Below are 13,551 nucleotides of genomic sequence, written 5' to 3'. Positions count from 1 at the left end.
GTGAAACGTAAAATTCGAACCATGAAGCAAGCAATTCAGGTCGGTGTGGTGATGGGCTCGAACTCCGATTGGGAGACGATGCGCAACGCCGTCGAGATTCTCCAGCAATTCGGCATCGCCCACGAAGCCCGGGTCGTATCGGCGCATCGAATGCCCGACGAACTGTTCGCCTACGCCGAAAGCGCCGCCCCGCGCGGGCTGGCGGCGATCATCGCCGGCGCCGGCGGGGCCGCCCACCTGCCCGGGATGCTGGCGGCCAAGACCACTGTGCCGGTGCTCGGCGTGCCGGTGGCCAGCCGGCATCTGCAGGGGGTGGATTCGCTCTACAGCATCGTGCAGATGCCCAAGGGCGTGCCGGTCGCGACCTTCGCCATCGGCAACGCGGGCGCGGCCAATGCGGCCCTGTTCGCGGTCGCGATGCTGGCGGTGGGCAATCCGGCGCTGCGCGCGCAGCTCGACGCTTTCCGCGAGAAGCAGACCCAGGCCGCCCAGTCCATGACGCTGCCGCCGGTCGAGTCGGCGGAGGTTTCGCCTTTTTCCCCGCAGGGCGGGGGCGCACTGTGAGCACGATCCTCCCGGGCGCCACGCTGGGCGTGATCGGCGGCGGCCAGCTCGGCCGCATGTTCGTGCATGCCGCGCAACGCATGGGCTACTTCACCGCGGTGCTCGACCCCGATGCCGACAGCCCCGCGGGGCGAGTGAGCCATCACCACATCCATACCGACTACACCGACGTCGACGGGCTGGCCCGGCTCGCCGGGCTGGCGGACGCGATCACGACCGAGTTCGAGAACGTGCCGGCTCCTTCGCTCGAACATCTCGCCACCGCGCGGCCGGTCGCGCCCGGCGCCGACTCGGTGGCGATCGCGCAGGACCGCATCCGCGAAAAGGGCCACTTCGTGCGCTGCGGCGTCGATTGCGCCCCCTATGCCGTCATCGAGACCGCCGACCATCTGGCCGCCGTTCAGCCGGATCTCCTCCCCGGCATCCTCAAGACCGCCCGGCTCGGCTACGACGGCAAGGGCCAGCGCCGCGTCGCGACGCAGGCCGAACTGGCCGCCGCCTGGGAGGATGCCGGCGGCGTGCCGTGCGTGCTCGAAAAACTGCTGCCGCTCGATTTCGAATGCTCGGTGATCGTCGCGCGCGGGGCGGACGGGCACATGGTCGACTTCCCCGTGCAGCGCAACCTGCATCGCGACGGCATCCTCGCCGTGACCGAAGTCCATGCGCAGAACATGCCCGAGTCGACCGCGCGCCGCGCCGTGGCCGCGGCCCGATCGATCGCCGAGGGCCTGAGCTACGTCGGCGTGCTCTGCGTCGAATTCTTCGTGCTGGCCGATGGCGCGCTGGTCGTCAACGAGATGGCGCCGCGCCCGCACAACAGCGGCCACTGGTCGATGGACGCCTCGGACGTCTCGCAGTTCGAGCTGCAGGTGCGCACGCTCGCGGGCCTGCCGCTGAATCCGCCGCGCCAGCACAGCGTCGCGGTCATGCTCAACCTGCTCGGCGACCTGTGGTTCATCGACAGCGATGTGCAGGAAGAGCCGCGCTGGGCCGATGTGCTGGCCCTGCCCGGCACGCACCTGCACCTGTACGGCAAGACCGAGGCGCGCCGCGGCCGCAAGATGGGCCACCTGAACATCACCGGGGATGACATCGAAGCGGTCCGCAGCACGGCGGACTTCGCCGCGGCGCTGCTGGGCCTGCCCATCCCCCTGTCGGAGTGAGCGGAATGATCCGCGACGGCCGCACGCCCGAAGCCATCGACGAGGCCGCCGCGGTCCTGCGCGACGGCGGGCTCGTCGCCTTTCCGACCGAGACCGTCTACGGCTTGGGCGCCGATGCGGGCAGCGACACCGCCGTCGCGAAGATCTTCGCGGCCAAGGGCCGGCCAAGCGATCACCCGCTGATCGTGCATGTGCCGGCTGGCGCGACGGGCACCGAGGCCCTGGCGCGATTCGCCCAGCCGCTGCCCCTGTTCGCACAGAAGCTGGTGCGCGCCTTCTGGCCCGGGCCCCTGACCCTGATCGTCGCCCGCCAGCCGGGCGTCGGCGCGGCTGCGGCCGGCGGCCAGGACACCATCGGCCTTCGCTGCCCCTCCCATCCGGTGGCGCAGACGCTGCTCGCGGCTTGCGCCCGGCAGGGCGTGTACGGTGTCGCGGGGCCGAGCGCCAACCGCTTCGGGCGTGTGAGCCCGACGACCGCGCTGCACGTGCACGAGGAGTTCGGCGACGAGCTGCTCGTGATCGACGGCGGCCCCTGCGAGGTCGGCATCGAATCAACCATCGTGGATTGCAGCCGCGGCGCCCCCGTGCTGCTGCGCCCCGGCGCCATCACGCGCGCGCAGATCGAGTCGGCCTGCGGCGAAGCACTGCGCGACAAGGAAGACCTCGCCGCGCCCGATCCGCGTGCCTCCGGAACGCTCGAAGCGCACTACGCACCCAGCGCCAAGGTGCGACTGATGGATGCCAAGGCGCTGCAGACGGGGCTCGACGTGCTCGGCGCGAATGCCGCGCACATCGCCGTGTGGTCTCGTACCGCACTCAAGAGCCGGTCGCAGCGCGTGCTGCAGCGTCGCATGCCGGACGATGCGGCAGCGACCGCGCAGCAGCTTTTCGCGGTGCTGCGCGCCTTCGACGCCGAAGGCGTCAAGCTGATCTGGGTCGAGACCCCGCCTCCGGAGCCCGAATGGGAAGGCGTCCGGGACCGCCTGCAGCGCGCAGCCGCGGCCTGAAGCCCGCAGTCCGGCTTCAGAGTCCCGAAGCGAGCACGCCCTGGAAGAAGCCGCGGGCCGATGCCAGGCAGAACGGCATCACCAGCGTGCCGTGATACGCCAGCGTGACCGCCTGCGCCTGGTCCGCAGGCGTGCCGGGCGTGCTGGCGGCAAGGTTGGCCTTGGCGGCGGCAAACCCGGCCCGCGCGGACGAGAAGGCATCGGTCGTGGCGGCGTCCTCGAGGTCCACCACCGTCAATGCCGCGGCCGGCATGCCGCGGCCGCGGAAATAGCCTGCGGTAGCGCGCGTGCTCAGGAAGTTCACGGTCGGGTCGTTGGCGCCCCCGCACATCATCACGGGCCGGGTCGGCAGCCAGTTGCGCAGGTCGTTGGCGACTGCGGCCTTCCGGAAACCGAGCAGCGGCTGGCAGTTGAGCGGCGTCGTGGTGCCCAGTGATGCGGCCGTCGCCGGCAGGGCGTTGCCGGCGCAGGGATTGGCCTGGATGTCGTTGGCCGCCTGTGTCAGGTAGCTTTGCCGGACCAGGTTGTTGGGCCCATAGAAGATCGACAGCGCGGGACTGACCGGCCCCGGCACGGCGTTGGCCGGATAAAGCGCGAGCGGCGGCAGCTTGCCGGTCTGGTACAGGGTGTTGATCGGCGTCAGGCTCGGCAGCAGGGTGTCGATGCCCGGTGCGAACTGCGCTTCATAGATGTCGCTGGTGGACGTGTAGACGTTGCCGAACTGCTTCTGCCAGCTGGTCGAGAGCAGGGGCGTGAAGAGCGTGGAGCCCAGCGCCGGCCAGCCGCTGAAGCTGTAGTCCGTCAGCAGGCTGATGGCCGAAGGCGCGGACAGCGGCGCGGCGGCGGTCACCGTCTTGCCGGTCGCCTGCATCTCGCGATGCGCCGCCATGGCCACGTAGCCGCCCTGCGAATAGCCGGTGATCAGCAGCGTGCCCGAGTCGGATGCGCTGATCACCGAGAAGGTCTTGCGCGCTGCCGTCAGCGCGTCGACCATGTCCTTGCCCTGCTGGTCGCCGTTGAGATAGGGGTGATAGGGCAGCGTCGACTTGTCGTAGCCCGCGTAGTTGGGCGCGACCACGATGTAGCCCTGGGCGGCGAACATGGCCGCGACGATCATGCCTTCGCCGCCGGCGGGCTGGTTGGCCTCGGTCCACCTGGCGAGGTTGTAGTCGCGCGCCGGCGTGGTGCCATGGGCGTACAGCACGGTCGGGCGCTGCCCGTTGCAGACGGGGTCGCTGCCCGTGGGCACCATGATGGCGGCCGTGGCGTTGGTTTCCTCCCCCTGGCCGCCGACGGTGCGGTACTCCAGATAGCGGATGTCGACACCGCACTTGGCGGCCCCGGTCACCTGCTGGATCTGCGCGCCCTGGGGCGTCGATGCGAGCAGCGACGTGAAATCGTTGAGCGACAGCTGCTTCGTCCGCTCGGGCGGAAAGGTCACGACCGAGCCGCGCCCCGAATCCACCACGGACGGCACCTGGAACGCGAAGCCGTTGTCGCCGCCTCCGCAGCCGGAGAGGATGAGCGCGATGCCCGTCAGGGCGAGGGCGGCGGGCAAACGGGTCATGGGCTTGTCTCCTGCAATGGCCGGAATCGGTTTTGCGCCTGATTCTGGGCAGGGGCGACAAGCCGCGCAAGCGGAGTTCGCCTACATGGCGTGGCGGTCAGCTGCCGGTCAGTCCTGCGCCGCCCAGTCGACCAGCGCGTCGAAGGCCGGCCGCGCCGCCACGGCGTTGCCGTGATTCGCGATGGCGATGACCACATAGCGCCGCCCGCTCGCGGCATGGACGAAGCCTGCCACGCCCGCGGCATCGCGCAGGGTGCCGGTCTTGAGGTGGGCCGAGCCGCCCGAGCGCAGGCCGCGCTTGCGCAGCGTGCCGTCGACGCCCGAAGCCGGCAGCGAGGACACCAGCTCGGGCATCACCGGCGAGCGCCAGGCCACCTGCAGCATCTTCGCGAGCGCGGCGGCGCTGATGCGCTCCTCGCGCGAGAGGCCTGAACCGTTGTCGAACACCGGCTGTCCTTCGCCGGTGCCGATGCGATCGTTCCACCACTGGCGCATGGTCGAGCGCGCACCGTCGAGCGTGCCGCGCTTCTTCTGCTGCAGGCCCAGCGTAAGAAAGAGCTGCTGCGCCATCACGTTGTTGCTGTACTTGTTGATGTCGCGGATCACCTCGGCCAGTGGCGGCGAGGGCAACTCGAAAGCAGGCTTGAGTTCCGCAGGCACGCGGCCGTCGCGCACCACGCCCCTGATGCGGCCGCCCATCTCGATCCAGAGCCCGCCGACCGCGCGCGCCGCATAGCTGCGAGGGTCCGCATAGGCCACGGGCCAGACCTTCTCGCCGCACGCGGCCGGGAAGCTGCCCGTGAAGCCAAGGCGTGCCGGATCAGCGAAGTCGGCCGCCAGCGTGGTGCGCCAGTCGCCGCACTCGCCGGCCGAGAGCGGCACCGTGGCTTGCGAGGTCACGCCGGCCAGCGCGGGCTCGAAGCTCACCTGCGCCGTCTGCGTCGCACGGTTGGGCACGAAGGTCATGACGACCGACTTGAAATTGATCAGCAGCGCGTCCGGCGCGGCGTTGTAGGGGCGCAGGCCCTCGCCGTCGAAGGCGGACGGATCGGTGTCCGCGACTTCGAATGCGCTGCGGTCCAGCACGATGTCGCCGTTGATGCTCTGGATGCCCAGTCCCTGCACGCGGCGCAACAGCAGCCACAGCCGTTCGAGCACGAGCTTCGGGTCGCCCTGCCCTCTTATATAGAGGTTGCCTTCGAGCACGCCGTTGCGCACGGGCCCGTCGACGTACACCGGCGTGGTCCACGTGAAGGCCGGCCCCAGCAGGTCGAGCGCGGCATAGGTGGTGACCAGCTTCATGATCGACGCCGGATTGACCTGCGTCTGGGTGCGCCATGCAAGCCGGGGCGGACGGATGCCCTCCGCATCGACCACCAGCATCGTCACCGCGTCGCGCGGCACCTTGGCGCGGACCAGCGCAGCATCGACTTCACCGGGAAGCGCTTGCGCCCCGACGTGAAACGGCACCAGCGAAAGCGCAAAAACAACCGGAAGCACGCGACCGAAGCGCCGCAAGACAAGAGACAAGCAAGACATCCCAACGATTATCCCGCCCGCCCACACCAGAAACACCGCGGAACCGGCTTCGCCGGGCCGCTGGTGTTGCCCCCGGTAGGGGGTAGGCGGCCACACGAAGTGGGCAAGCCTGGGGGGGAGCTGATAATCCACCGATGCCCGTTGCTCCCCGTTTTTCTCCCCGCACCATCGGCATCGGCGCAGCCATCGTCACCGTTCTGGTCTGGACCGCCTTCATCGTGATCGCGCGAGCCTCCGCCGGCCGGTCGCTCAGCCCCTTCGACATCACATTCGCCCGCATCTGCGGCGCCAGCCTGGTGCTGATGCCCTGGGGCGCCTGGCTGGTGATGCGCTCCCGCGCGAGCGATCCGGCCGCGCAAAGCTCGTTCTTCGGCCTGTCGCCGCTCCCGCTGCGCCTCACTGCCATCGCCGGAATCTTCGGCGGTCTGGCCTACGCGCTGCTGGCCTACACCGGCTTCGTCTTCGCGCCGGCCACCCACGCCTCCGTGCTCATGCCCGGCAGCCTCCCGCTGTGGACAGCGGTGTTGGCGGCCATCGTGCTGCGCGACCGCATCACGCCCGGGCGCGCCCTGGGCTTGGCCTTCATCGTCGTCGGCGATCTCTTCGTCGGCGGCGCCAGCCTGCTGCATGCGCTGGAAGGCGGCGCCATCTGGAAGGGCGACCTGCTCTTCATGGGCGCGGCCTTCTGCTGGGCCTGCTACAGCGTGGTGGTGCGCAAGCACGGGCTCGAAGCCGTGCGCGCAACCATTGCCATCACCGTGTTCGCGTTCATGACCTATGTGCCGGTCTACGCGCTGCTGGCGGCGTTCGGCGCGGTAGCGAGCCGGCTCGACACCGCACCTGTCGGCGAAATCGCCTTCCAGATGCTGTTCCAGGGCGTGGGCTCGGTCGTCATCTCGGGCATCGCCTTCACGCGGATGATTCAGTATTTCGGCCCCGTGCGTTCCACCATGATCACGGCCCTGGTGCCGGGGCTCTCGGCGCTCGGCGCGGTGATCTTCCTGGACGAGCCGCTCCACTGGAACCTCATCGCAGGCCTGCTGCTGGTCACCGCGGGCATCCTGTTCGGCGTGCAGCGCAGCCGCGCGGCGGTCGTGAAGTCGAACGCCCCCGTGGTGCCCGCCGCGGCGAGGGGAGGCATCGATGCCTAGGCTGCTCGCCTTCGACACCAGCACCGAGGCGCTGTCGATCGCCGTCCGGCACGGCGACACGCTGCTCGAACACAGCGGCGTCGGCGGCGCGCAATCGTCGTCGACGCTGATCCCGCTGATCCAGCAACTGCTCGCCGAAGCCGGCCTGACGCTCCGCGAACTCGACGCGATCGCCTTCGGGCGCGGGCCCGGATCCTTCACCGGATTGCGCACGGCCTGCTCGGTTGCGCAGGGCCTGGGCTTCGGCGCCGGCGTGCGGCTCCTGCCGATCGACACCCTCCATGCCGTCGCCGAGGAAGCGCGCCATCGCCACGGTGTCGAGCGGGTGGTTGCAGTGCTCGATGCGCGGATGGAGCAGGTCTACACGGCGTGCTACGACCTCGGCCTCGAAGTCACCGCCAGCGAAGCGGAGCTGCTGGCGCCTGAAAGCGTCGCCGTGCCCGCCGGCTGGGCGCTCGCGGGCAATGCCTTCGCGGCGTACGGCGAGCGCCTCCCGCGCGCGGCGGCGCGGCACGAGGTGCTGCCCACCGCGGCGGCCATGCTGCGCCTGGCACCCGCGCTGCTGGCCGCCGGCCGCACCGTCGCGCCGGCCGACGCGTGGCCGCTCTATGTTCGCGATAAAGTGGCGCAGACAACCGAAGAGCGCGCCGCCATCAAGGCGGCGGCCACCCACTCACCATGAGCGCCGTCCTGCAACAGCCGCGTGAAGCCCGCCTCGAGCCGATGACGGCCGAGCGCATCCCCGCCGTCTGCGCCATCGAGCAGGCGGCATTCACGCACCCCTGGACGCAGGCCAATTTCACCGATTCCCTGCTCGCCGGCTACCACTGCCAGTGCCTCGTGGCGCCTGCGACCGACGGCCAGTCTGCGCCGCCCCCGAGCGGCGTGCGTGCCTTGTGGAGCCGGGCGGTGGGCCGTGCCGAAGAAGAAACGCTGATCGGCTATTTCGTCGCCATGAAGGGCGTGGATGAAGTGCACCTGCTCAACATCACGGTGGCGCCGGCCTTTCACAGGCAGGGTTGGGCGCCGCTGATGCTGGAGGCGCTGGCCGGCTGGTCGCGCGGGCAGAACGCGCAATGGCTGTGGCTCGAAGTGCGCGCGAGCAATGCGCGCGCGCTCGCGGTCTACGAGCGCAATGGCTTTCGCCGCGTCGGCATGCGCAAGGGCTACTACCCCGCGCACGACGGTCGCCGTGAAGATGCGGTGGTCATGAGCCTTCGCCTGCACGAATCGACCAGCGCCTGGGGAGGCTTGAAGTGAGGCACCCCCAGGCTTCGCGCACTTCGTGTCGCTTCGCCCACCCCCTTGCAGGGGGCAACACCGGCGGCCCGGCGGAGCCGGTTCCGCGGTGTTTCACGAACGGGCCTGGCTTTGCCGGCCTCGGATTCAGGGATTCTTTGAAATGACTACGGGTGGGGTGACTCTTGATGCGCGGCAGCGCGCGATGCTGGACGAGATGGGCATCAAGCTCTTCTGGTGGCCGAAGGGGGAGCAGGTCGAAGCGCCGGCTGTCGCCGCGGCGGTGGCGCCCGCAGCCGGCGATGCCGTTGTGGACGAAGCGTCCGTGGAGCAACGCGCGCCCGCTGCGCCTGTTCGCGCACGGGCGGTGGAGCCAGCGGCCGCACCTGCCATGGCGCCCCGCGCGCCGGTCCCTGCGACCCACGGCGCTTCCATCCTCGTCGATGCGCCACGGCTTCTCTACGGCGACGCGGCCGCACCCCAGGGCGGCTGGCTCATCGTCGCGGACATGCCGCCCGAACTCGACGGTCGCCACGGCGAGCCCTTTGCCGGCGATGCGGGACGGCTGTTCGACAACATGCTGCGCGCCCTGCAACTGCACGACGGCGAGACGCCCGTCCACCTGATGCGCACCCACCGGGGCGTGGCCTCGGGCCAGCCGGAGAGCCCGCGCCCCATCGCCGATGTCTTCGCGGAGCACGCTGCCGCGCTGGCGCCAAGGCTCGTGCTCGCCATGGGGCCGCTCGCGGCGCAGAGCCTGCTGCAAAGCGGCGATCCGCTCGGCAAGCTGCGTGGTCGCGCATTGCCGGTGGCGATATTGCCCGGCGTGCAGGACGCGCCGCCCGTCGTCGCGACCTACCACCCGGCCTACCTGCTGCGCAACCCGGCCGACAAGGGCCGCGCCTGGGCCGACCTCTGCCTGGCCGCCGAACAGCTCGCACGCGCCGGCTGAGGCCCGCGCCGGGCAGCCGGAGCCCGCGCGCCTAAAATTCCGTCCCATGACCTTCCTGGACAAGCTGCGCGCCGCCGAGCGCCAAAACGGCTCGCTGCTGTGCGTCGGCCTCGACCCCGAACCGACGAAATTCCCCGCCCACCTGAAGGGCGACGCCAGCAAGATCTACGACTTCTGCGCCCGCATCGTCGATGCCACGGCCGATCTCGCGATCGCCTTCAAGCCGCAGATCGCCTACTTCGCCGCCCACCGGGCCGAAGGGCAGCTGGAGCAGCTCATGGAGCACATGCGCCGCAACGCGCCGCATGTGCCCACGATCCTCGATGCCAAGCGCGGCGACATCGGCTCGACGGCCGAGCAGTACGCCCGCGAGGCTTTCGAGCGCTACGGCGCCGATGCCGTCACCCTGTCGCCCTTCATGGGCTTCGATTCGGTCGAGCCCTATCTGCGCCACGAGGGCAAGGGCGCCTTCCTGTTGTGCCGCACCAGCAATCCGGGCGGCGCCGACCTGCAGGGCCAGCGCCTTGCGGGCGTGGAAGGAGAGCCCTTCCTCTATGAACACGTGGCACGGCTCGCGCAGGGTCCGTGGAACCTGAACGGCCAGCTGGGGCTGGTGGTCGGGGCCACCTATCCGGCCGAGATCGAGCGGGTCAGGGCGCTGGCGCCCACGGTGCCGCTGCTGATCCCCGGGGTGGGTGCGCAAGGCGGCGATGCCGTCGCCACCGTGCGCGCAGGCTGGCGCCAGGATGCGCCGATCGTCGTCAACTCCTCCCGTGCCATCTGCTATGCCTCCTCCGGCGACGACTTTGCCGAAGCCGCCCGGCGCGAGGCGACCCGGACCCGCGACGGGCTCGAAGCCGCCAAATCCTGAGGCGACATTCCGCGCCGCCTGCCACACCGGCGCGTGGTTGTGTGACGAAAAAAGTCACACTTCTTAACAAATAGTGTCTCGTTGACCCCCTCCTGAAGCGCTTTGGCCCTGGCAACGGCCGGGCACGGCACTTGCCTGAAAGGTACGGCGCCGGAGCGCCGAGGAGTGAGGAGTCCATGGTGGAAGACATCGCGACCGGTCGCGCCGAGGCGACCGATGAGTTGGTGCGCGTGGAGCAGACGTCCATGCCCGCCCCCGCGGCCGAGCCGCACAACCCGATCCCGCTCGCGGCCGCACTGGCCGCGGCCGCCGCCCTCGCGGCGTGTGGAGGCGGTGGAGGCAGCGGCGGAGGTGGCGGGTTCGCCGCGCCGGGCACCGCCGGCCAAGCCGGTTCGCTGACCGCGCTCGCCAGCACGCCGACCGCGCAGACCTACGTCTATCCCGAAGCCAGGACCGACGACGAGGCCGCGCGCTTTCTCCTGCAATCGCAGTTCTCCGCCTCCGACGCGGAGATCGCCGCCGTGCGCAGCAAGGGCTACCTGGCCTGGCTGGGCGAGCAGGTGGACCGCCCCGCCACGCAGACCGGCTGGGACTGGATCGCGAGCAAGCCCTACAACGCCGTCAACACCGACGACATGATCTGGAACCAGCTCATGACCGCGCCGGACGGCTTCCGCAAGCGCATGGCGCTGGCGTTGACCGAGATCTTCGTGGTGTCGTCCAACGACATCGGCGCCAACTGGTCCAACTACGTGATGGCCCAGTACTGGGACACGCTGGTCGCGGGCGTCACCGGCAACTTCCGCAAGCTGCTGGAGGACGTGACGCTCAACCCCGCGATGGGCTACTACCTCAACACCAAGGGCAACCAGAAGGAAAACGCCCAGGGCCGGCAGCCGGACGAGAACTACGCGCGCGAGGTCATGCAGCTCATGTCCATCGGGCTTTACCAGCTCAATGCCGACGGCACCGTCAAGACCGGCGCCGATGGCACGCCGCTCGACACCTACACCCTCGACGACGTGACCAACCTGGCACGCGTCTTCACCGGCTACGACGTCGACCTCCGCACCGACGAAAAGGCCGGCACGGCGGGCGGCTTCATCCGGCCCGATGGGTCCACCTCCGAGAGCAACCTGTGGACCACGCGCCCGATGGCGCTCACGGCTTCGCGGCATTCGACGCTCGAAGCGAGGTTCCTCGGCGCCACGGTGCCGGCGGGCACCGAGGGCAAGGCCGCGCTGAAGATCGCGCTCGACACGCTGTTCAACCATCCGAACGTCGGCCCCTTCATCGGGAAGCAGCTGATCCAGCGCCTGGTGACCAGCAACCCGAGCGCGGCCTACGTCAAGCGCGTGTCCGACGTCTTCTCGGACAACGGTTCCGGCGTGCGCGGCGACATGAAGAGCGTCTTCGCTGCCGTGGTGCTGGACAACGAGGCGCGCAGCCCGGCCGGCTTGAGCGACCCGGCCTTCGGCCGCCTGCGCGAGCCCATGCTGCGCTTCGTGCAATGGGCGCGCACCTTCGGCGCCGTGTCGACCACCGGCAACTGGAAGATCGGCGACCTCTCCCAGCCGAACAGCCAGCTCGGCCAGAGCCCGCTGCGTTCGCCCTCGGTCTTCAACTTCTTCCGCCCCGGCTACGTGCCGCCTTCGACGGCGATCGCCAGCGCGAAGATGGTCGCGCCCGAATTCCAGGTGGTCAACGAAACCAGCGTCGGCGGCTACCTCAACTACATGCAGGGTGCGCTGCCGAGGAACACCAAGGACGTGAACGCGACCTATGCGAGCGAATTCGCGCTGGTGCTGGACCCCGCGGCGCTGGTGCGGCGCCTGAACCTGCTGCTCGCCGGCAACCAGCTGTCGGCCGCGACGCAGGCGGTGATCGCCAGCGCGCTCAACACGCCCGCCGTGAACGCGACCAGCACCGACGCCGCCAAGCTCAACCGCGTGTACGCCGCGGTGCTGATGGTGATGGCCTCGCCCTCCTACCTCATCCAGAAATAAGGGAACGCGCGATGCATCTGATCGATCCTGCAGCCCATAGCCGCCGCGCCTTCCTGCGCCGTTCCGGCCAGCTGGCCATGGCCGGCACCGCCTTGCCCTTCGCGCTCAACCTGGCCGCGATGGGCGAAGCAGCCGCGCAGGCCGCGCCCGGCGACGACTACAAGGCGCTGGTCTGCGTCTTCCTGTTCGGCGGCAACGACTACGCCAACACCGTCATCACCTATGACGACCCGAGCTACAACGCCTACAGCGCCATCCGCATCCCGCAGGCCTCGGGCGGCATCGCCATCGCCAAGAACGACATGGACGTGGCGAAGACGCTGTTGACGCCCACCACGCCTCTGGCGGACGGGCGCCAGTACGCCTTGCACCCGTCGATGACCCAGCTGGCGAACCTCTTCAACGTCGACGGCAAGGCCGCGGTGCAGCTCAACGTCGGCCCGCTGGTGGTGCCGCTCAATCGGGCGCAGTACAACAACAGCAACAAGAAGCTCTACCCGCAGCCGCCCAAGCTGTTCTCGCACAACGACCAGCAGTCGACCTGGCAGTCGTCATCGCCGGAAGGCTCGACGGTGGGCTGGGGCGGCAACCTTGGCGACCTGGCGCTGTCGCAGGGCGCGAACGCCAACTCGCTCTTCACCTGCATGTCCGTCGCGGGCAACGCCGTGTTCCTCTCGGGCGACCAGGCGCTGCAGTACCAGGTCAGCACCAACGGCGCCGTCGGCATCAACAGCGTCAAGGGCACGGGCGGGTACGTGTCGGCCTCCGTCCGGTCCGCGATGGCGCAGCTGGTGCAGGAAGCACGCAGCCATGTGTTGGAGAACGAATACAACCGCGTCACCAAGCGTGCGGTGGAAGCCGAGACGACCGTCACCGGCGCGCTCTCGGGCGCGCTCCCGGTCGATTCCTTCGGCGCGCTGAACACGGGCCTCTCTCGCCAGCTGAAGATGGTGGCCCGGCTCATCCATGGCCGCACCGCGCTGGGCGTCAAGCGGCAGGTGTTCTTCGTGTCGATGGGCGGCTTCGACCTGCACGACAACCTGATCGCCAACCAGCCCGGGCTGATGCAGCAGTTGAGCGACGCGATGACCGCCTTCTATCGTCAGACGGCCGCGCTCGGCATTGCCGACAAGGTCACCGCTTTCACGGCGTCGGATTTCGGCCGCACGCTGGCCAGCAACGGCGATGGCTCCGACCATGGCTGGGGCAGCCACCACTTCGTCGTCGGCGGCGCCGTCAACGGCAAGCAGTTCTACGGCACGCCGCAGGTCGTCAGCATCAACAACGACGCCAAGCTCCCCGGCTACGAGGGCCACGTGGGGCAGGGCCGCCTGATCCCGACGACCTCGGTCGACCAGTACGGCGCGACGCTCGCCAGGTGGTTCGGCGTGCCCGATGCCGACCTGCCGGGCATCCTGCCGAACCTGAAGAACTTCGGCGGCAACGCCAACGGCATCGACTACCCGAAAAACGTCGGCTTCATGGCCTGAGC

The 13,551-nt window shown here is 69.6% G+C and carries 12 protein-coding genes; 10 read left to right on the top strand and 2 right to left on the bottom strand.

The genetic code is table 11. The annotated features are described in order from the left end of the window. Positions 1–21: 21 nt before the first annotated feature. Genes purE through QTH90_RS11605 form a run of 3 tightly spaced genes read left to right on the top strand, consistent with a single transcriptional unit; the run spans position 22 to position 2,734 of the window. A complete protein-coding gene (purE, locus tag QTH90_RS11615) occupies positions 22–564 on the top strand; it encodes a 5-(carboxyamino)imidazole ribonucleotide mutase (protein ID WP_286664703.1) in 543 nt (180 codons plus the stop codon). Beyond that, the gene (locus tag QTH90_RS11610) at positions 561–1,727 is read left to right on the top strand and encodes a 5-(carboxyamino)imidazole ribonucleotide synthase (protein WP_286664702.1); all 1,167 of its coding nucleotides are present in this window, start codon (positions 561–563) and stop codon (positions 1,725–1,727) included. The genes purE and QTH90_RS11610 overlap by 4 nt, the downstream gene beginning before the upstream one ends. A 5-nt stretch (positions 1,728–1,732) precedes the next feature. Then, on the top strand, positions 1,733–2,734 hold the full coding sequence (locus tag QTH90_RS11605; protein ID WP_286664701.1) for an L-threonylcarbamoyladenylate synthase: 1,002 nt from the start codon (positions 1,733–1,735) through the stop codon (positions 2,732–2,734). A gap of 16 nt (positions 2,735–2,750) precedes the next feature. On the opposite strand, the gene QTH90_RS11600 is transcribed toward QTH90_RS11605, so the two are convergent. Both QTH90_RS11600 and dacB read right to left on the bottom strand, forming a co-directional pair. Next, positions 2,751–4,301 carry an alpha/beta hydrolase family protein gene (locus QTH90_RS11600; protein WP_286664700.1) on the bottom strand — a complete coding sequence of 517 codons (1,551 nt, stop codon included), beginning with the start codon at positions 4,299–4,301 and terminating at the stop codon, positions 2,751–2,753. A gap of 108 nt (positions 4,302–4,409) precedes the next feature. Then, on the bottom strand, positions 4,410–5,840 hold the full coding sequence (dacB, locus tag QTH90_RS11595) for a D-alanyl-D-alanine carboxypeptidase/D-alanyl-D-alanine endopeptidase (protein ID WP_286664699.1): 1,431 nt from the start codon (positions 5,838–5,840) through the stop codon (positions 4,410–4,412). 134 nt (positions 5,841–5,974) lie between these two features. Between dacB and QTH90_RS11590 the strand changes: the two genes are divergently transcribed. The 7 genes from QTH90_RS11590 to QTH90_RS11560 all read left to right on the top strand — a co-directional run bounded on the left by QTH90_RS11590 (position 5,975) and on the right by QTH90_RS11560 (position 13,549). Next, entirely contained in the window at positions 5,975–6,991 is a 1,017-nt protein-coding gene (locus QTH90_RS11590; RefSeq protein ID WP_286664698.1) for a DMT family transporter, read from the top strand. Then, positions 6,984–7,673: a tRNA (adenosine(37)-N6)-threonylcarbamoyltransferase complex dimerization subunit type 1 TsaB gene (tsaB, locus tag QTH90_RS11585; protein WP_286664697.1), complete on the top strand. Its 690-nt coding sequence runs from the start codon at positions 6,984–6,986 to the stop codon at positions 7,671–7,673. The genes QTH90_RS11590 and tsaB overlap by 8 nt, the downstream gene beginning before the upstream one ends. Further along, a complete protein-coding gene (locus QTH90_RS11580; protein WP_286664696.1) occupies positions 7,670–8,251 on the top strand; it encodes a GNAT family N-acetyltransferase in 582 nt (193 codons plus the stop codon). The genes tsaB and QTH90_RS11580 overlap by 4 nt, the downstream gene beginning before the upstream one ends. 142 nt (positions 8,252–8,393) lie before the next feature. Then, positions 8,394–9,182 carry a uracil-DNA glycosylase family protein gene (locus QTH90_RS11575; RefSeq protein WP_286664695.1) on the top strand — a complete coding sequence of 263 codons (789 nt, stop codon included), beginning with the start codon at positions 8,394–8,396 and terminating at the stop codon, positions 9,180–9,182. Between the two features lie 46 nt (positions 9,183–9,228). Then, a complete protein-coding gene (pyrF, locus tag QTH90_RS11570; protein WP_286664694.1) occupies positions 9,229–10,053 on the top strand; it encodes an orotidine-5'-phosphate decarboxylase in 825 nt (274 codons plus the stop codon). A gap of 176 nt (positions 10,054–10,229) precedes the next feature. Then, positions 10,230–12,059, top strand: a complete 1,830-nt coding sequence (locus tag QTH90_RS11565) for a DUF1800 domain-containing protein (RefSeq protein WP_286664693.1) — start codon at positions 10,230–10,232, stop codon at positions 12,057–12,059. A gap of 11 nt (positions 12,060–12,070) precedes the next feature. After that, complete coding sequence (locus tag QTH90_RS11560; RefSeq protein WP_286664692.1) at positions 12,071–13,549, top strand: DUF1501 domain-containing protein; 1,479 nt, start codon at positions 12,071–12,073, stop codon at positions 13,547–13,549. The last annotated feature ends 2 nt before the right edge of the window (positions 13,550–13,551 follow it).

The sequence above is a fragment of the Variovorax flavidus genome, assembly GCF_030317145.1.
GTDB lineage: Bacteria > Pseudomonadota > Gammaproteobacteria > Burkholderiales > Burkholderiaceae_C > Variovorax > Variovorax flavidus.
The sequence above is the reverse complement of the archived record's forward strand: the minus strand, read 5'-3'. Positions and strand labels throughout refer to the sequence as shown.

What these genes read in the sequence shown, in the direction of transcription:
- QTH90_RS11565 (WP_286664693.1), top strand. Translation starts at nt 10,230, where the DNA reads ATGGTGGAAGACATCGCGACCGGTCGCGCCGAGGCGACCGATGAGTTG.
- QTH90_RS11600 (WP_286664700.1), bottom strand. Translation starts at nt 4,301, where the DNA reads ATGACCCGTTTGCCCGCCGCCCTCGCCCTGACGGGCATCGCGCTCATC.
- dacB (WP_286664699.1), bottom strand. Translation starts at nt 5,840, where the DNA reads ATGTCTTGCTTGTCTCTTGTCTTGCGGCGCTTCGGTCGCGTGCTTCCG.
- QTH90_RS11590 (WP_286664698.1), top strand. Translation starts at nt 5,975, where the DNA reads ATGCCCGTTGCTCCCCGTTTTTCTCCCCGCACCATCGGCATCGGCGCA.
- purE (WP_286664703.1), top strand. Translation starts at nt 22, where the DNA reads ATGAAGCAAGCAATTCAGGTCGGTGTGGTGATGGGCTCGAACTCCGAT.
- QTH90_RS11580 (WP_286664696.1), top strand. Translation starts at nt 7,670, where the DNA reads ATGAGCGCCGTCCTGCAACAGCCGCGTGAAGCCCGCCTCGAGCCGATG.
- QTH90_RS11605 (WP_286664701.1), top strand. Translation starts at nt 1,733, where the DNA reads ATGATCCGCGACGGCCGCACGCCCGAAGCCATCGACGAGGCCGCCGCG.
- QTH90_RS11575 (WP_286664695.1), top strand. Translation starts at nt 8,394, where the DNA reads ATGACTACGGGTGGGGTGACTCTTGATGCGCGGCAGCGCGCGATGCTG.
- QTH90_RS11560 (WP_286664692.1), top strand. Translation starts at nt 12,071, where the DNA reads ATGCATCTGATCGATCCTGCAGCCCATAGCCGCCGCGCCTTCCTGCGC.
- tsaB (WP_286664697.1), top strand. Translation starts at nt 6,984, where the DNA reads ATGCCTAGGCTGCTCGCCTTCGACACCAGCACCGAGGCGCTGTCGATC.
- pyrF (WP_286664694.1), top strand. Translation starts at nt 9,229, where the DNA reads ATGACCTTCCTGGACAAGCTGCGCGCCGCCGAGCGCCAAAACGGCTCG.